This window comes from Pseudoalteromonas sp. SG43-1 (assembly GCF_014164415.1).
Taxonomy (GTDB): domain Bacteria; phylum Pseudomonadota; class Gammaproteobacteria; order Enterobacterales; family Alteromonadaceae; genus Pseudoalteromonas; species Pseudoalteromonas distincta.
This window is the reverse complement of the sequence record NZ_JACJFD010000030.1, coordinates 1-18780: the sequence shown is the minus strand read 5'-3', so window position 1 is coordinate 18780 and position 18780 is coordinate 1. Positions and strand designations below refer to the sequence as shown.

The window sequence follows — 18780 nt, the reverse complement described above, 5'->3', positions numbered from 1 at the left end:
TTTGGCTCTAACAACTTTCGTCTTCGTTAAGGGAGTTAACTTCGTTACGTTGGAATATATGAACTCGAATAGCGAGTATAAACAAGTCTATGAATCCAAATTCGAAAAAGGGTATTTGACAGAAAAAGAAGTTGGAGAATTGAAAGGACTTGAACAAGCCTATATTAATGATTCAAAGGCTAGAGCGGAACGACAAAATAAATTTTACGGAACATTGCTTTTTGGAATGATTATTTTGTTTTTACTTAGTTTTTTCTTAAGTAAAACTCTCTTAATGATAGGGAGTACTCTAATAGTTACAATAACTGTTTTGGTAACAGCTTTTCTTGCAAGTAGCTTATGGCAAAGCCTATTTTGGGGATTGTTTTTTTATGCTGGAATTTGGCTAGGCCAACGTGGGAAAAGATTAATCCCATGAAATTATGAAATTAAAGGGGGTCTAAATTAAAGGGGGTCAGGTCTTTCTTTTTGCCTTTTTACTTAGTAGGACTAAGCTTTAAGTCATCAATTATTTTTTGACCAGAACAAAAAGAGAACTAAGGGGTCACCAGAACAAAACGGGGTCAGGTCTTTCTTTTTGCTTTTTTACTTAGTAGGACTAAGCTTTAAGTCATCAATTATTTTCGGAATTAGAATTAGAATTAATGGGGTCAGGTCTTTCTTTTTGCCTTACTTTGTTGAATTAAGTTGAGGTATCAATTTATTATTTGCAGGGTCACAATAAAACAATGCATATAACAAAACGGGGTCATGCCTTTTTACTTAGTAGGACTAAGCTTTAAGTAAGGAATTGGTTTGTTCAAACCCTTTGTTTGAAACGCGAGTGGAAAGTTAATTAACTGAGTTCGGGGTTATGTCAATGCCCTCAGTTTATTTAGAATTATGGAAAGGAAACTAGATATGAAAGTTATACCAAAGGCTATGTTTAAGCCAATCTTGATTACTACTCTTTTATTTTCGTCTTTTAATGGATATTCGAATGGAATCGTTGAGGGTTTTAATGTTGTTGATGTTAGAGTTGATGATAGTGGCCTTGGATTTATTCGGTTTGATAAACCACTTGCAGGGTCTCCAGCTGCATGCATAAGTGGTGGTCATACACATCATTTGTCTTTTGATGTTAACACCGAGGCTGGGAAGAGTATTATGAGTTTAGCTTTAGCGGCCCAAGCATCTGGAAAAAAGTAATCGCTAGGGGAACTGGTAATTGTAGGGGTTATGGTGTTGTAGAGCGATGGAGCCATGGATGGGTTAGAAGTTATTAAAAAAAATAAAACAATGGGCTCACAATCCACACAATCCACAATCGGGTTAGGTCTTTCTTTTTGCCTTTTCACTTAGTAGGACTAAGCTTTAAGTCATCAATTATTTTTTGACTGGGCTAAAAATGGCTAGGCCGTTAAGGTTGGAGTTTGCTGGTGCTTTGTATCATGTCACCTCGCGAGGAAATGAACGAAAGTCTATTTTTTTAGATGAGGCAGACTTTGACGGTTTTTTACAAATATTAAGTGAAGTATGCGAACGGTATAACTGGGTAATTCATTCATATTGCTTAATGACCAATCATTATCACTTATTGGTTGAAACGCCAGATGCTAATTTAAGTAAAGGAATGCGACAATTAAATGGGGTATACACGCAATGGTTTAATAGAAAGCATAGACGTGTGGGGCACTTATTTCAAGGACGCTATAAAGCGATTTTGGTCGATAAAGACGCCTACCTATTAGAGTTAAGCCGATATATTATATTAAACCCAATTAGAGCACACATGGTTGATAATTTATCGGAATGGCCATGGAGTAGTTGGCCCATTGTAATGGGAGAAACAGAAGCCCCAGCTTGGTTAGCCATAGATACAATGTTGCTTCAATTTAGTAAGTATAGAGCCATTGCAAGACGTAAATTTGCGCATTTTGTAGAGCAGGGAAAGGGAGTTAACCCTTGGAAGAATATATCAAACCAGGTGTTTTTAGGGAGTGATGATTTTGTAAAAGAGCACCTAGAGTTATTGAAGTTGCAGGAAGGTGACTTATCCGAGGTTCCGAAAAAACAAAGAAGGGCGCGAGCTTTACCTTTAGAAGAATATGAGAAGCAGAGTAATAACCGCGATGACGCAATAAGAACTGCATATGCAACAGGCGGCTATACTTTGAAAGAGATTGGTTACTATTTTCAGTTGCACTATTCTCGTGTAAGTAAAATAGTGTCAAAAAGAAAGGGCTGACCCTATTTTTCTCTAGTTTCTACTGCAATTTGCATTTATAAAAGAGACAAAGATATTGAGCTTAGCCTTTACAGCAAAAGTACCGTGTTGAAAGGTTTTATAAAGATAGAAGGTGCTATACGCGGAGCTAATAATTAATCATGTTTACTCCAAAATATAACTTTAGTTTAGGTTTTAAAAGTGAAAATACTATATTTTTTGATAATAATATTAAGCTGTAACGTACTAGCTGAAGGCAAGGCTAATCATTTTAAAGTTAAATATGTAAGGGTTGATAAAAACGGTAAAGGCATTGTCAAATTTCTACAACCGTTAGCAGGTACCCCTTCATCTTGTGGGTCTTCGCATAATAGCGATTTAGCATTCAATACAAATACTGAAGGTGGTAAAGCAATTTTCAGCATAGTTCTTACTGCATATACAACAGGCAAAAAAATACAAGCTTATGGAACAAACAACTGTGATATATATGGTGTTGTTGAGAGTTGGAATTGGGGTTTTATAATCGATTAATTGGAAGGATTAAAATAAAACATGTTATTTATTATCTTAAATCCAAATAGAGAGTACATGGTTGATAATTTTTCTGAATGCTATTGTAGCTGCTGTTTATTGTAATGGAATAAATATAAGCGCACCTTTATTAGCAATTAAAAACGTTATGAATCTAGTAAATATAAAACCATTGTTAGGCGTAAGATCTCACAATTTGGTATGTAGTAAAAAGATTAACCCTTAGGGGAATATGTCGACTCCAGTGCTTTAGGGGAGGTGGCATTATAAAGAGACTCAGCATTTATATTTATGGAAGGTAATTTATTAGAAGAGCCATAAAAAAGAGGGACTTTAGCTCTTACATTAAATAATTATGCTGTACAGTGCAACAACTGCAATAGTGTAATTAAATCCGCGTATACATCGGCTAGCTGTTCCTTTAGACACATAAGTGACTTTTTTTAGTGTAACTATTATAGCATATGTAGAGTGGTGTCAAGACGAACGACCACATCACAACTGTACATGCCTTCAAATCAGAAAAACACCTTACTTAATGATTTATTCTCTCAGGCATCGTGTTAAAAATATAATTAACTTATATGCAATTAGTTACTTAAAAGTATACAAATCTATTTTTTACATTTCATTAACTGGTTTTTTATTGTAAAATTAAAAAATTAATTAGGTACAAACTTTATAAGGACATTGAATTGAAATACGTTTCACTACTCACAGCATTGCTCCCTCTATTATTTCTATCAACTATCAGTGTTGCCGGCACGTTAACTTGTGCAGGCAAAGTCGAAAAAGTTGCTTTACATGCCCCCGATAAATTAATGCTAAAGCTTACTTCAATGAATCAACCTGTATTTATATGTAGCCCTGAGTATAAATGGACCGTGCCTGGTACTAGTTATACAACCAGTGCTGAAACTTGTAAGGTAATGATCTCAATGTTAATGCATGCAAAGTCTACTCAAGCAGATATGGGTAATGTCTGGTTTGATGGCTCTGATGTACCAAGTAGCTGCAGCGGCTGGAGTAGTTGGAAGAAGGCAAATGTTAGATACTTTGCTTACTAGTGATAATTACTAAATCATGGCTACCAAATTACTCCAACGAGAGCTAAAAAAAGAAAATTTGTTTGTATTAAACTAGAGGTATAGTTTTGAAAAAAGTTTTTATTTTAGGTGCATTAATATGTTCATTTAATTTATTTGCAGCTTGGAAAAGTTCGCCCTATGTAGAAGTTACGCAGTGTAGTGGCATAGTTAATTTGGCCACCCATTAAGAAAGAAATGTTATGCTAATAAGCATACAAATTTGGGTGAAAAAATGACGAAATTAAAACGGGCCACGTATTCTACTGCAATCAAATTAGAAACAGCTCAGCTTGTAGTTGATCAAGGCTATACGCAAGAAGATGCAGCTAAAGCTATGGGGGTTGGTAAATCAACTGTAAGTAAGTGGGTAACTCAATTAAAGCAAGAACGGAATGGCCAGTCCCCATTGGCTTCACCAATGACGCCTGAACAAATTGAAATCCGCGAACTTAAAAAGCAAATCCAACGCATTGAATTAGAAAAGGATATATTAAAAAAGGCTACCGCTCTCTTGATGTCCGACTCCCTGAGCAATTCTCGTTAATTGAGAAATTAAATCAACGAGAGCGTTACCCAATCAGCGTGTTGTGTAGCGTATTCAATGTGCATCGCAGCAGCTATAAATATTGGGCCATACGGGATACAACATCGACACCAGAGCAAGTAAGGTTAGAAGCGGAAGTTAAAGTTATACATGCAATGAGTGGCGGTTCGGCTGGGGCACGGACAATCGCAGCAATTGCAACGAATAACGGTTTTGAATTAAGCCGTTATCGCGCCGCTAAGCTGATGGTTAAACTAAAACTAGAGAGCTGCCAAGTACCACAACATCAATATAAACGCGGTGGTAATGAGCACCTTGAAATCCCGAATTTTCTAGATAGGCAGTTTGATGTTGTTGAGCCGGATACGGTGTGGTGCGGTGATGTGACATATATTTGGACAGGTAATCGCTGGGCTTATTTAGCGGTCGTTGTTGATTTATTTGCACGCAAAGTCGTTGGTTGGGCAATGTCATTGTCGCCAGATACTAACTTAACGCTAAAAGCGCTTGAACTCGCGTATGAAAGCAGAGGAAAACCGACAGGACTGATGTTTCACTCAGACCAAGGAAGCCACTATACAAGCTTGAAGTATCGCCAACGTTTATGGCGCTATAAAATCACACAAAGCATGAGTCGGCGCGGAAATTGTTGGGATAATGCGCCAATGGAACGATTTTTTAGAAGCTTTAAAACGGGGTGGATGCCAAAAGTTGGATATGAAAACTTTGAAGAAGCTAAATATAGTGTGAGTGATTATATCAACGGATATTACAACAATGTTAGACCACATCATTATAATGCAGGTTTAGCACCAAATGAATCTGAGGTTAGATACCAAGATTCTAAAACTGTGGCCAAAATTAGTTGACCACTACAACAGAAGCAACAGAAGCAACAGAAGCATCAGGATAGGGGGAAATAAAATCTCTTACTTACAAAAGTGGTTGGGTCATGTTTCAAGTAGTAAATTCCCAAGAGGTTAATTTATGTAAATCTTGTCCTATAGATCCTGGTAGGCAGGGTAGTGAAAAGTGCTGGATTAAAGAAGATAAGCAAATACAACTTACCATGCTATTTATGTCAAAGGCACAGGGTAAGAAAATAAGAGGGCGTGTTGTAGATTTTTCTGAGGAATGCAGAGTTTACGAAATGAAAGTGCAGGGTTGAGGTGAAGCAATAAATAAAGTTCCGGCTATCTAGATAGTCATAAAAATTTTAAATTATATTAACTATTCCGTTTGTTATGATATTTAATTTTCATGAAGAAAGTTAGTTCTTTAGGTAAATTTAATGAATTTTAGTGCTAATCAGTAATCTATCTATTAGAAAATATTAATTTATTGGCTTTGAATTTAAAAGTTAATAAATAAACTATGAGTTTTGAATAAGACATTTATTATTTAAAGCTTATACTTAAAGTTGAGTTTTAAGTTTTAACTCATATGAAATTTAGTTTAAAAAGGGAAGATAAATGAAAGTTAAGTTGTGTCTTATTTTGCTAATTGTAACTCCATTCGTAAATGCTGAGAGGTATTGGCCAGAAGAGCTAATCAGCTGGCAACTTTCTTTAAATAATAATAAAGCATATATAACGTCGAAACAGTTTCCTAAGCACTGCACTTACTCTCGTGCGCAAATAAACATGGATGGTACAGAGTTTAATAAAGCTATGTATGCCTATGTTTTATCGGCTAAGGCTAGAGATAAAAAACTAAGATACGTAATAGATAGGACTCATTCAACCTGCATTATTAGCGGTTTGCAAGAAGTGTCAAGATAACAAAAATAAAAGGTATTAAAAATGAAGTTAAAAATAATAATTATACTATTAATATTATGCTCTTTTAAAACAATTGCAGCTTATAATAATAATATTAGAGGTGAGATAGAAAGTGTTTATGTTTATGCAGACCATGATGCAATTTATTTTAGGTTTAAAAATCACCCCACAACACATGAAAGCTGTAAACCTACTTATTTTGTAATAAGTTCAAATATTCCTGAAAACCGTCGCAATCAATTGCTCTCTCGCTTATTGTTAGCTAAAGCGTCTAAAGAAAATATTAATATCGGATATGACTCTAAAGGTGATTGCGCACATAGCTATATTCGTGTTCATAGGGTTGGCTAAATTTATTATAAAAATAGGAAGTGAAAATAATGAAGCTAATGCTTTCATTAGTATTTCTCTTATTTAGTAGTTTTTATGCAAAAGCTATGGACACTGGTAGTTATCACCAAATATCTCAAATATTTGTTTGGGGAGACTATGCGGGAGGTGTAATTAAAATATCTTTGAAAACACCTAGTCAAAAAACGATAGAGCATTGCCCTGGTGGTTTTTGGATTGATGCTGTTAATGATAAAAACGCATCTGTTTATAGTACCGCTTTAGCAGCATTTCTTGCTGGTGATTGGCTTGTAAATAAAAAACTCACTGGTGTTTTATCTGAAACTGCTGGGTCTTATCTTTATTCAGAGGGGCTGAAAAATAATGCTAATGACTGTTTTCGCACCGATTAAATTGTCCTTAAGTCAAGCGATGTTAATTATGAGAAAACTTATTCTCTACAGTTGATGGCTTATGTCGCCGGTAAATCTGTGCAAGGTGCTTATGATGGCGGACCTATAATTCAACTCGTATTTTTAAGCATTTATATATAATTGATTAACTATTAGTTGATAGTCTAATCAAAATAAATATTTTTAAGGTTTTTTAATGTTAAAATTTTTTCTATTAATTTGTTTTTTTTATACATCAGCTGCTTTATGTAACTCCTCAATTGGAGAAAGAAAAGTAGTTAAAATGATTTTTCATGACTCTGGTAATTTGTATGTTTATTTTTCAGGTGTGCCATCTCACTCTGAGAATTGTGATAGTAAAGCGGAATACATACTACCAAAAGAGCATCAATTTTTTTCACAAATATACTCTGGCTTGTTAGCTGCAATGCATTCAGAATCACCAGTAAATGGTTATGTTAATGGTTGTATTGATGTTTGGAGTAAGTCTAAAACCAAAATAACGAGAATCGATTTACTACCCTAGTATTGAACTCTGATAGAGTGATTTTTTAAATGTATATTTTTATAAAGGTAATTTATTTAACTGGTAACATATGTTAATATTTATAAGTAATTAAGATGTGGTTTTTATCCTGGAATCGAAATGTTAAAAAAATTAGTTTTTTTACTCACAGTCTTTATGGTCTTTAATGCAAAGGCTAATCATTCTTGCAGCGGAAAGGTAAAGGATATACAAATTAATAAGCATGGGGTTTTATATTCAACTTTTTCAGGTTTAGCTTCAAGTGCAAAGTTGTGTGATTTATCTCCGGCAGAAGGAGCTAATGACGCTGAGTTTTGTAAAGCACTTTATAGTTCTTTATTAGTTGCTAAAGCAAGCGACAATACAGTTACTTTATGGTTCAACATAGACACAAACCCATCCTGTTCGAAGGGATCTTGGGTAGATTTATATAAAGATCATGGGCTATATCATTTTAGGCTAGGATCGTAACAATAAAAATTGCAGGATAACTATGAAAACATTACTTTTTATTTTAGCTTTGCTTTCAGCTGATTCTTTTGCTGCGGCGAAAAATTTTTGTGATGAGGTAAAGCGAATACGTGTATGGGCTAATGGATCAGATACTTACGGTGTTTGGGCTGAACTCAAAAACAACCCAAGCCAATGCCCTGGGGGGTTTTATTTAAATCATAATGCCACTAATAAACAGTTTATCTACAGTTTAATTCTTGCAGCCAAAGCATCTAATCAGCGTATTTGTTTTCAAGTATATGATGTTAATTCTAAGATTGAAAATCGCTGTAGAATTCATTATACCATGCATGAATAAAGTGATATTTTTCGTATATAAAATGGGAATTTTATGAAATATAGGCTTATAATATTTTTACTTATCATCATTAACCTTTTTGGTTGTGCCAATACTGATTTAAATAGTAATGTAACTGTAAAGTTACCAGAAAATATAATTTATTCTGGTAAAGGGTTAGCTGCGAGTGCTGCTTTAATGGGGGCTATAGGGCCATCAGGTATTGCTATTGGTGCTGCAATTGATATAGGTATTGGAAAAGGTATTCAATCTAAAAATGATAAACACATATTGCGAGCCGAAATAAAAAAAGCTGTTAACGTTTATAATTCCTCAGAAGTTAATATTATTAAAAATATTGACTTGGAGGAAATTAAATTTAAACAAAAAGGTAGCGACGAGTTTGTTATTTTACTTATAAATGGTGTTATCACTTTTTCTACAGGTAAACAATGCATTATTAATGCTAAAAGTGATGAAAATTACGAGTTTACAAAGCTAAAAAACAAAAAAAATTATGCTAATGAAATTGTAATCAATAAAGTGACTGCAATTATTAAAAGTAGGCGAATGTGTCAAATATAAAGTTTTCCATTAAATATATAATATTAGTGAAGGGAATATTTTGAAAAAGGAGAATGTTATTAATAGTACAACAGTATATATTTTTTTAATTATACTATCGTTTAAAAGCTTCGCTGATTCATTTTGCTCGCAAATTAAGTCTTGGAGCTGGGCCACGAATTTCAACTGGGTGATAGTAAGTAAATAATGCGCATACTAATTCTTAGTTCCCTTCTTTTGTTGACTACTACATATAAAGCAAATGCCGCTTGGGTAAGTTCAGGCGGGCAGGTAGAGACCTTAACTTTATATTCTCATAACCAAGTTTTAGTAAAACTAAAAAATAATAATGGTGCCTCAGTCACTTCTTGTAGTAACAAAGAATACTTCATTGTCCCTACTTCGTATGCAGCAGAATCTAGAAATAGAATGTATAGCACAATGCTAACTGCAAAGATTTCAATGCAAGAAATTACACTTTTATATAATGATGTCGGTAATTGTGATGCTTGGGGCTCTAGCCCTAATGTGTATAGAAAAATAACGCGTATACCCTTTTGATAATATAAAGAATTCCCCAAAATACAATAGCGAGTTTTTATGAAAAAACTAATAATATTAATGTTACTTATTTCAGGCACATTAAAAGCAGAAACAACTTGGATACCAATTGGCAATGGGGCCAATTTTATAATAATTCCGTATATACCTTCCGATAAATTTAGTCGACCGAATAATGTCAGTTTATTAAAGTCTGGCTCAGATGTAATCGTAAGTTGGGATGATATTTTACATGCAAGTAAATATCGTATTGAAGGTTATGACGACCACGGTAATTGGATTTTACTCAGAGAAATAAGTGCTAATAAAACAGTGTTTTCACCACTCCCTAGCAATATTTCAAACATAAGAATTATGGCATGTACTTATACCACGTGCAGTAACACGGGGACTTGGAGCTTAAGTGTGGCTTTAGGGAAGCGAATAATATTTATACATACGGATATACTTGGTAGCCCAGTGGCTGAATCTCAGGGAGAGCAATAATGGAAAACTTTATTTATCGCTTATCAATTTTTATTCACTCCGTTGGCCATTTTAAAGTTGCAATTGTTTATTAGAGTTGGTGCTCAGTTTATAGCACCTCTATCCAAGGACAAGGATACTCAAAAATGCTTAGTCCAAAGCTAAAGCCTATGTTGTTTATTAATTGAGACTATAAAAGCCTTTTATTAGTTCATAGCTTATAATTCATTGTCGCTAATTTTAATTTAAAAACATAAACTATAGCTTTTTAATAAAATCTAATAATCACACTAGCTAACTAAAGTTTAAAACTATATTTTTGAGAGTTCTAGCTACTAAATTGAATGGACTCAAATCATAGTAATACAAATATTACTATGTTAGCTATAATCAAGGAGGAAATACAAATGCTTTGTAAAAGTATAAATTACTGATATATGATTAGTTAATTGAGTTGTCTTTTATAAACCTTTTTATTTAAATTAAGCAATGTATTATAATGAAATTAAATATATTTTCTAACCTACTATTTATCCCTGTGCTTGTATGTTATCCGGCACTTAGTGTCGCAATTGATTTTGGTTCAGGGGAGCCTGCTCAACCTGAAATCAAGAATTATGGATATAACTACTTAGAAGAGAATTCGGTTTCACAAAATGTTTCTTCACACACTACAGATTTGCTTGGAGATAAAATAGACCCTAATACCGGTACGGTTGCTATTGAGCAAGTAGATATAGATATCCCAGGTAATTTTAAAATCCCCGTTCGCATTAAGCGGAAACTATCAGGACCTGATTCTTGGTACAGAGAAACAAGAGAGTTTGAAAATTGGAGTTTAGACATTCCACATGTTCGTTCTACCTATTTAACTGATGATGAAGGTAACTTTTATTCTTCTTATTGGCCAAGTGGTAATGCATGTAGCGCCCCTTTAAATTCTAATCCTACGCTAAGAAAAAACTTTGGAGGTACAACTTACTATGCCCATTCAATAAGTTATTGGAATGGAGATACAGTTTATATTCCAGAAAAGGGGAGCGTAAAATTAACAGAGAAAGAGAATGATGATACTTCTACTCGTTACAACAATAGGAATTGGAAAGTAGATTGTATTAGTACTGATAATGGGTATGAAGGTTTCAAAGTTACTACAGGCGATGGAACTGAGTATTATTTTAAACAGCAAAAAATCCTTGAAGGCATCAAGCCTTTCAATTTGTCTCCAGCAGCAAATACACAAGTGTGTGATGGTGTTTATATTCCTTGTGCTCCTCTGACTATTGGGTACCCTGAGGATTCACCTGTTCAATATCCCCAGTATTTTATTTTTATGCTTGCAACAGAGGTTAAAGATCGCTTTGGTAATTGGGTAAAGTATAATTATGAAAGTAACGGCAGCTTAAGCTCTATAATTTCTAGTGATGGAAGAGAAATAAACATATCTTATACTAATAACCGAATTTCAAGTATTTCTGCAGACGGGGAAACATGGCTCTATACCTATAATAATGCATCAGGAGGTATAATTGCTACACTGGAAAAAGTAACTAGGCCAGACAACCTATTTTGGTTATTTGAATATGATGAGGATTCATACAATAGCCTTTGGCGTTATATGAATATCGCTCATCATAGCCAGCTAAATACAGGGGGTATTGATCAGTGTGTAGCAAATGGTTTTGAAGTTGAATTTTTATCCATTACTCATCCTGAGGGGGCTACTGGCAGCTTTAAATTACACGAGCGTTGCTTAAATAAATCTAATGTGCCAAAAATTGTAAGACCTAACCCGAATCGTTGGCCTGGAGAGCGCTATTGGATTCCGTTAGGTTCAAATCTCTGGACGCTTAAGAGTAAAAATTTATCTCTTCCTAGTGGAGAAGACTATCTATGGGAATATAATTACACTTCTAGAGTTGGTCAATACAGAGGCGATGAATTCTCTTCTACTAATCGTTTTAGCTTTGATTTGGATGGCGTTGAAACCGGTAATATGAACTATACAGAAATAGTCAACCCAGATAATTCTAAGCTCCGTTACTATTACAGTCGAAAAGTAGGTAATGGATTAAATAATTTACTTTTTAAAGAGGTTTATGACGTTGATGGTACTTTGTTGCAACGCGATGAAATGCATTATGAAGACGGTATTTACCACGGTACTTCTAAGCAGTATACACATATCAGTGCTGCTCTTAATAGTTGGACTTTAGATGATGTCAAACTTGATCATTCATCATCTCAGCAGCAAAATTTAACAGAAACAAAAACAACTTTATTTTCAGCAAATTTAGCAAGTACTTACACTACTCAATATGATGACTTTAATATTTATGATGCCGCTAAGCTAACTACTGAATTCAATTCTTTTTCAGCTAGAAGAAAAGAAGTTCGGAAGTCATATGATCATGATTTAACGCAATGGGTTCTAAATCAACCGACAACAATCGAAGTAAAAAATGACGACGGTATTTGGGAAGTTTTACATGAACAAACCTATTACAATAAAACACATAGTAGCTATCCTTTTTATCCCTACAGTAAAAAATCATTTGGAAACTGGGTTATAAGGAATACCGCTTATACAGATGAAGGAAAAATTTCTAGAATTAATTTTAATACAAAATTGACTGATAACAAAAACTATCGTTTCCAAGAGTTTGCAGATTACCACCGAGGTCAACCTCAAGTTATATCTACATCAAACCGTTACGATGCTATTGGTTCTGTAACTATTAATCGTGTTGTCGACAATAAAGGTCGGGTAACCCGTATAACCGATTATAATGGCGTATCAACTAATTACACCTATGGTGTACTGGGTCGTCTTAAATCCGTAGATTTAACAAATGATGCAGTTAATGGCAACTGGTACGACACGTTATATACTTGGGACAACGATACTAATACCCGTACTGTATCAACGTGTACGTTAGATAGTTCACGGACTGCATGTACAGGTAACGCTGTATTTAAAACTACAGAGTACTATGACAATTTATTGCGACTGACGAAAACAAAAAGCCAAGATTTAGCCAATAGCTCAGCAGCAAATAGTACCCGTTATCAGCGTTTCGAATATAATTATTTGAATCAGCGAACGTTTCAATCTTATGCAAGCGCAAATATAAGTGAGAATAAAGGAACTACAACCGTCTATGATTCACTAGGTCGACAGCAAAGTATTACGACAAGTGGATTAGGTACCGTTAATTACGCCTATTTATCAGGTAACCGCATAGAATTAACAAATGCAAAAGGTCACGTAACAACCACAACCTATCAAGCCTTTGGTTCACCAAATTACTCGCGCGCAATAAAAATAGAATCGCCTGAGAATGTAACCACCACATTAGATATTGATATATTTGGTTTAACACATGCTATAACACAATCTGGTGCCAACCAGTATGGAAATTCAACGAGTGTTACTGAACGTCGTTATTACGACAATAGTAAACAGTTATGTTTAACTACACGACCTGATGTAGGTAATACCTTTTATAAGTATAACGCACTAGGTGAACTCATCTGGAGTCAAAGTGGCGTTGCTAATACGCAGTGTACAAGTACAGCCCCGAGTGGCAGTAATTTTTATACATATGATAACTTAGGCAGTCTTAAACATGTTAACTACCCAGATGCTTCAGGCGATGTTAGCTACGAGCGCGATAATAACGGGAATGTTAAAACACTTACGGCTGGTAATGTGATTCATCGTTATGAGTACAATAACCAAAATCTACTCGAAGAAGAACAGCTATTTGTGGGTAATGAGTTACCTCTAATCCTTAATTATGAATACAATGCGTTGCAACAGCATGAACAGTTAGGTTACCCAGATGGAACTATTGTAAACTTCAAACCCAATGGCTTTGGTGAGCCAACAGAAGCACAGGTGTATAAAAGTGGAAGTGTTGATTTAAGTTTTGCGAAAAGTGCAAGCTACTATGCTAATGGTACACTGAGTTCGTTTACGTATGGTAATGGTGTTAAGCATCAAACAACACTATATGCAGACAGCCTACTACCAAAACAACTTAAAGACACAGGCCCAGCTGGCAGTAATATACCTAGTACTGTTATGGCTTTAACCTATGATTACGACAATAATGCAAATGTAACGTCGATTATTGATAGCCAAAACAGCGCCTATAGTTTAACTAATTTACAGTATGACGACCTTGACCGCTTAACCAGTACCACTGGGGCAGCAGGTATTGGGTCGAGTGAAATGCACTACGATGGGCTCGGTAACATTACGTACTATAAAAATAAGGGTAAAACTCTCAATTATACCTATGATTACGCTAAAAATCGTTTATCTAAAGTAACCGGCGTAAGTGGTCGATATGGCTCAATAGGTTACGATACCCGAGGTAACATCACTAATAATGGCGCATACTCACTGAGCTTTAACCGCGCTAATCAGCTTACTTCAGCCAAAGGCAACAGCTATTTATACGATGGGCATAACCGCCGCGTAAAACAGACAGATGCTAACGGTATAAGTTATTCAATGTACAGCCAAGATGGTACATTGCTGTACAGAGAAAAAGGCGACACCATAACCGGCAGCGGCACTAACTATATTTACTTAGGTAAAAAACTGATTGCCAAATATGGTGATGTAACACCGCAAACAGTGAATGAAAGCCGTCAGCATGCTCGTCCATTTGGTGAATCGATAGAAGCCCCCAAAGATGATGTAGGGTACACAGGGCATAAATTCGACACCGACTTAGGGTTGAGTTATATGCAGGCACGATACTATGATCCAGTTATCGGGCGTTTCTATTCTAATGATCCTGTAAATACGATTGGTCATTTCAGTCAAGGCAATATTCACGGGTTTAATCGATATGCGTATGCAAACAATAATCCGTATAAATATACAGACCCTGATGGCAAGTTTGCGATACCATTACTTTTTACTCCACCCGCACTCGCGGCTATGGGGAAAGCTGCTGCATTTGTGGGTAGTGCTGCCGCAGCCGCTTGGGCTGGTTCAGAAGCAATTAATGCCTACAATGAGTCCGCAGATCCTGTAGAAGGGATTCTAGATGGTGCTACTGAGGGTGAAAAAACTAAGGGAAGAACGAAGAACTTTGATAAACAGGGAGGCATGGATCAAGCAAATAGCGACTTTGATGATGTTGTTGATCCTGATAGTGTTGAAACCATAACAGACGGCAAAGGTGGAGAAGGAAGAAGGGGTACTGTAAATGATGGTAGCGGTCGCAAAGTTAATGTTAGACCTAATAGTACTGATGGAAGACCTACCGTTGAAGTTCAAGATGGTAAAAACAAAACTAAAATTAGATACGACGAAGAGAAAAGCTAGTATATGAGTTCAAACATTTATTCTACATGGCAACCGACATCAGACCTTACTGGAAGAGTTATCGTCGATAAAGTTGAAGATACTGATGAAGGTTTAGCTATTTATATCCGTCAAAGTAAGACTGAGAAAAAGTTCAAGATATTATTCGACTCATATGTTGCTTATAGAAATATGGATGAAAGCTATCGCGCTAGGACTTTCTCAGAACATGGCGGTTTTGAAAATAGTTTAAATACAGTTACCAGCTCTTCTTGGTTAGAATGGATGCATGCAGAGAGCCAAGGTTATTATCAGGGTGAGGATATTATTCACTATTCGGTAATAACTGATGCAGATTGTATTGATATATTGTCTGAGTTTGAGCCAGAAATACAAATTTTAGAGTAGAGTACATTTTGAATCCAAAGCCTCGCACTCGCGAGGCTTTTTTTGGTCGATGCTAACGCAATTGTGATATGTTACTTAAGTAATATCAGGGAGGAAGAATATTATGGTAATGAAGATAGCGAACACGTTGCTAAAACACTTTTTTAAAAAAGATGAACTTAAATTCAAACAAAAACTGGATTCGGATATAAAGCGCAAAGAAGAAGAAAAGCTTAGTGCAAAAACTACGCTAGAACAAATTGACAAACACATCATGAATATCCTTGCGATAGAGAGGTTTTGTAGCTGGGATGAATACACTAAATATGGGCTAAGTGGTTTCGGTATCGAAAAATACGACGAAAAAGTGAGTGTTCTGAAGGGCGGCTTAGAAGCACTGATTAATGATTGCTCTAAACCGGAGCTGACCTTTAACAAGAATATTAGTGATTATGCTCATGAACTCAACGGCACATTCTCTGTTGCTAGTAGAGTTTGGCATGAATCTGTTCTTGGTCAGGAGCATGACGGCGAAAAGAGTAAAGCAGCGGGTAACTTTGAATCGTCAAGGATGACAGCTAAATCACTTGCTAATTCGTTAAAGTCAATTAGGAACAAATTGGTTTTGAATGATTGTTAAGTCTGTAATTCAATAATTTGAATCCAAAGCCTCGCCCTCAGGGAGAAAGAAAAACGATTAGGGTCAGGTCTTTCTTTTTGCTTTTTAAAAATAAAGGTAAGAGGTACCGCAATAATCTAGTACTATTTTTACTCTAAAGAAGTGTTAGGTGATAATTTATTTTTGATAAGGATACTTTAATAAAAAAGATATTAATATGTTTAATGCTGTTTTTAGTAGCAAACTCAGTTCATGCTAAATACATTACCGCACTAAACGATGGGGGAGTATCCATAGAAAGAGTGTTTGTGCATGAAAGTGGTGCGGTCTCTATTTATATCAATGGTGGCATAGTCAACCTTGACCAATGTACGTCTACCTTCTGGGTATACATTCCACCCACAGCAAAGGCAAAAGATGAAATGTTATCTCTGGCTTTATTTGCATATGCGTCAGGAAAACGCGTTGGTTTTCATGGTTCAGGTTATAGCACCACCCCATTTTGGGGAGGCACGCAAGATGTTCCTGTAGTAAACAATATCTGGGTTCATTAAAGGTTTAAGCATAGCTAGGGAAAAGTAGGGTCAGGTCTTTCTTTTTACCTTCCTTTTATCTGGTAGGTAAGGGATTGTACCCCCGTAGTGCAGTGTCCACCAAAGTTGGTGGTGCACAATTAGCAATAGAGTAAATTTAGATACTCACGGCGTATATGAAGATAAGCCCAAATATTAATTAAAACTTATATTACAAAAGTAAAAAAAGTTTAATATACGTTTTTGTTTTTTACTTAAGGATGATTATGAATAAATATTTAATTGTAAGTGCACTGCTGTTTTCTTCTTTTGTTAATGCAAGTGGCGGAACTGGATCTGGTGTTATTACTTCAATGTATGTTAACAATGGCTGGACTATGGTTCATATTCCTGATTTGATCAGTACTGAAATGGGGTCAAAAAATAACCCTGATAATTGTGCGAGTAATTATTATTTTGCGATTATGCCTACAGATCAAAACTACTCAACAATTCATGCTACGTTGATGGCAGCTCAAATGGCTGGTAAGAAAGTTAAATTTTGGGTCAGTGGTTGTAAAGGTCAAAATAACTCTTATCCGCATATTGTTAGTGTTTGGATTATTTCTTAAGTTTATTAACTGATTAATTATGTATATATTCAATACATTAAAACTAAGTAAGGAACTTAAACAATGTATAAAATACTATTTGTGACACTTTTTAGTATGAGCTTTTCTGTATATGCATGGGATGGCAATATTAGAGGGATAGTTAAGTCAATAGATGTTACCGATAACAATAATTACGACTTTAGGGTAACGCTGCAAGATAGTTCCGGTGTTTCCAAAAAGTCGTGTTCTCAAACAGTTACTTGGTCATATATTAATGAGTCTGACAGTAACTATTCCACTTATGTTTCACTTTTACTTGCGGCTAAAATGGCAAAAAATGATGTGACTATATTTACAACGAAGGACTCAAAAGGGTACTGTAAAATTGGTTACGTAGTTTTACATTAAACATTTTAAAAATGGGTTTACTCTAAGTAAACCCTATATGCCGTATCATAAGATTTTTCATCTATGAGGACTATCCTTACTTTGTTCTTAGCTACTTTTGCTGCAAGTAAAATACTTAAAACCATTTTTGTATTAGTAAGAAAGGTCAGGTCTTTCTTTTTGCCTATTATGATTATCATTAAGGGAAAATATGTCTGGTCCTAGCGAACTGTATTAGTTTTTAGTTATAAAAAGATAACCACGCCACCCACTCTGTATTTTAAATTTTTTTTGTGTTACCAGCTAAATATCTTAGCTAAGTTTATCTATTTATTACCTGTGTTTGATAAGGTTTTAAGTTAATATAATTTAATAAACAGGTAGTTGTGAGAGAAGTAATATACACCATAACTAAAAATTTTAATAAGCCAAGGTAGGGTTCATGAAAGTATTATTTTTTACTATAGTTGTATTTTTTAGTAGCAAAGCGCTCTCTTTAGAATTTTTGACAGGTCAAGTAGTAACACTAGAGGCAACCTATATGCCAGATATTATTAAGTTTAAGTTGGATGTTGGAAGTACTTCATGTCCAGAAGGAGGATGGCTTACTTGGCAAAATAATACTGAAAACAATAAGATAGTCTATTCAATGTTAATGACTAGCCTGGTTGCTGGTAAAAAAATAAGATTTTATATAAATGATAATGACACTGATTGTATAGGAAAGTATATACACATTCTAAATTGATGGCACAGTGTAGTGGCATAGTTAATTTGGCCACCCATTAAGAAAGAAATGTTATGCTGATAAGCATACAAATTTGGGTAAAAAAATGACGAAATTAAAACGTGCAACGTATTCTGCAGCAATCAAATTAGAAACAGCTCAGCTTGTAGTTGACCAAAGTTATACTCAAGAAGAAGCAGCCAAAGCGATGGGGGTGGGTAAATCAACCGTCAATAAGTGGGTTACTCAATTAAAGCAAGAGCGGAGTGGCCAGACACCATCTGCTTCGCCAATGACGCCCGAACAAATTGAAATCCGCGAACTTAAAAAGCAAATCCAACGCATCGAATTAGAAAAGGATATATTAAAAAAGGCTACCGCTCTCTTGATGTCCGACTCCCTGAAC

General features: G+C 35.1%; 21 protein-coding genes and 1 pseudogene. All 22 read left to right on the top strand.

Annotated elements, in window-relative coordinates; translation table 11 throughout:
- Nucleotides 1-58 precede the first annotated feature (58 nt).
- On the top strand, nucleotides 59-418 hold the full coding sequence (locus H5159_RS17660; RefSeq protein ID WP_182780768.1) for a hypothetical protein: 360 nt from the start codon (nucleotides 59-61) through the stop codon (nucleotides 416-418).
- 482 nt (nucleotides 419-900) lie between these two features.
- The gene (locus H5159_RS17655) at nucleotides 901-1188 is read left to right on the top strand and encodes a hypothetical protein (protein ID WP_182780767.1); all 288 of its coding nucleotides are present in this window, start codon (nucleotides 901-903) and stop codon (nucleotides 1186-1188) included.
- Nucleotides 1189-1387: 199 nt separating this feature from the next.
- On the top strand, nucleotides 1388-2227 hold the full coding sequence (locus H5159_RS17650; protein WP_182780766.1) for an REP-associated tyrosine transposase: 840 nt from the start codon (nucleotides 1388-1390) through the stop codon (nucleotides 2225-2227).
- Between the two features lie 180 nt (nucleotides 2228-2407).
- Entirely contained in the window at nucleotides 2408-2740 is a 333-nt protein-coding gene (locus H5159_RS17645) for a hypothetical protein (RefSeq protein ID WP_076925718.1), read from the top strand.
- 695 nt (nucleotides 2741-3435) lie between these two features.
- Nucleotides 3436-3807 (top strand): hypothetical protein, encoded by a 372-nt coding sequence (locus H5159_RS17640; RefSeq protein WP_182780765.1) that lies wholly within the window; start codon nucleotides 3436-3438, stop codon nucleotides 3805-3807.
- Nucleotides 3808-4060: 253 nt separating this feature from the next.
- Nucleotides 4061-5241, top strand: a protein-coding gene (locus H5159_RS17635; RefSeq protein WP_182780764.1) for an IS3 family transposase whose coding sequence is annotated in 2 segments (ribosomal slippage) — nucleotides 4061-4319 and nucleotides 4319-5241 — 1182 coding nt in all. Because the reading frame shifts where the segments join, the coding sequence is not laid out codon by codon here.
- Between the two features lie 603 nt (nucleotides 5242-5844).
- On the top strand, nucleotides 5845-6153 hold the full coding sequence (locus tag H5159_RS17630) for a hypothetical protein (protein WP_182780763.1): 309 nt from the start codon (nucleotides 5845-5847) through the stop codon (nucleotides 6151-6153).
- Between the two features lie 21 nt (nucleotides 6154-6174).
- Nucleotides 6175-6504, top strand: a complete 330-nt coding sequence (locus H5159_RS17625; protein ID WP_076925709.1) for a hypothetical protein — start codon at nucleotides 6175-6177, stop codon at nucleotides 6502-6504.
- Nucleotides 6505-6533: 29 nt separating this feature from the next.
- Nucleotides 6534-6896 (top strand): hypothetical protein, encoded by a 363-nt coding sequence (locus H5159_RS17620; RefSeq protein WP_182780762.1) that lies wholly within the window; start codon nucleotides 6534-6536, stop codon nucleotides 6894-6896.
- 196 nt (nucleotides 6897-7092) lie between these two features.
- Nucleotides 7093-7422 (top strand): hypothetical protein, encoded by a 330-nt coding sequence (locus H5159_RS17615; protein WP_182780761.1) that lies wholly within the window; start codon nucleotides 7093-7095, stop codon nucleotides 7420-7422.
- A 120-nt stretch (nucleotides 7423-7542) separates the two neighbouring features.
- On the top strand, nucleotides 7543-7893 hold the full coding sequence (locus H5159_RS17610; protein WP_182780760.1) for a hypothetical protein: 351 nt from the start codon (nucleotides 7543-7545) through the stop codon (nucleotides 7891-7893).
- A gap of 22 nt (nucleotides 7894-7915) precedes the next feature.
- The gene (locus tag H5159_RS17605; protein WP_182780759.1) at nucleotides 7916-8233 is read left to right on the top strand and encodes a hypothetical protein; all 318 of its coding nucleotides are present in this window, start codon (nucleotides 7916-7918) and stop codon (nucleotides 8231-8233) included.
- Nucleotides 8234-8266: 33 nt separating this feature from the next.
- Nucleotides 8267-8797 carry a hypothetical protein gene (locus tag H5159_RS17600; protein WP_182780758.1) on the top strand — a complete coding sequence of 177 codons (531 nt, stop codon included), beginning with the start codon at nucleotides 8267-8269 and terminating at the stop codon, nucleotides 8795-8797.
- A 579-nt stretch (nucleotides 8798-9376) separates the two neighbouring features.
- Nucleotides 9377-9823, top strand: coding sequence for a hypothetical protein (locus H5159_RS17595; RefSeq protein ID WP_182780757.1), 447 nt, complete (start codon nucleotides 9377-9379; stop codon nucleotides 9821-9823).
- A 517-nt stretch (nucleotides 9824-10340) separates the two neighbouring features.
- On the top strand, nucleotides 10341-15149 hold the full coding sequence (locus H5159_RS21195; RefSeq protein ID WP_182780756.1) for an RHS repeat domain-containing protein: 4809 nt from the start codon (nucleotides 10341-10343) through the stop codon (nucleotides 15147-15149).
- A 3-nt stretch (nucleotides 15150-15152) separates the two neighbouring features.
- Nucleotides 15153-15536 carry a hypothetical protein gene (locus H5159_RS17585; RefSeq protein WP_182780755.1) on the top strand — a complete coding sequence of 128 codons (384 nt, stop codon included), beginning with the start codon at nucleotides 15153-15155 and terminating at the stop codon, nucleotides 15534-15536.
- 103 nt (nucleotides 15537-15639) lie between these two features.
- Complete coding sequence (locus H5159_RS17580; protein ID WP_182780754.1) at nucleotides 15640-16155, top strand: hypothetical protein; 516 nt, start codon at nucleotides 15640-15642, stop codon at nucleotides 16153-16155.
- Between the two features lie 203 nt (nucleotides 16156-16358).
- Nucleotides 16359-16688, top strand: a complete 330-nt coding sequence (locus H5159_RS17575) for a hypothetical protein (protein WP_182780753.1) — start codon at nucleotides 16359-16361, stop codon at nucleotides 16686-16688.
- Between the two features lie 245 nt (nucleotides 16689-16933).
- On the top strand, nucleotides 16934-17278 hold the full coding sequence (locus H5159_RS17570; protein ID WP_182780752.1) for a hypothetical protein: 345 nt from the start codon (nucleotides 16934-16936) through the stop codon (nucleotides 17276-17278).
- Nucleotides 17279-17374: 96 nt separating this feature from the next.
- Complete coding sequence (locus H5159_RS17565) at nucleotides 17375-17668, top strand: hypothetical protein (RefSeq protein WP_182780751.1); 294 nt, start codon at nucleotides 17375-17377, stop codon at nucleotides 17666-17668.
- A 421-nt stretch (nucleotides 17669-18089) separates the two neighbouring features.
- Nucleotides 18090-18395 (top strand): hypothetical protein, encoded by a 306-nt coding sequence (locus tag H5159_RS17560; protein ID WP_182780750.1) that lies wholly within the window; start codon nucleotides 18090-18092, stop codon nucleotides 18393-18395.
- 85 nt (nucleotides 18396-18480) lie between these two features.
- Nucleotides 18481-18780 (top strand): annotated as a pseudogene (locus H5159_RS17555) (transposase); the annotation flags it as partial.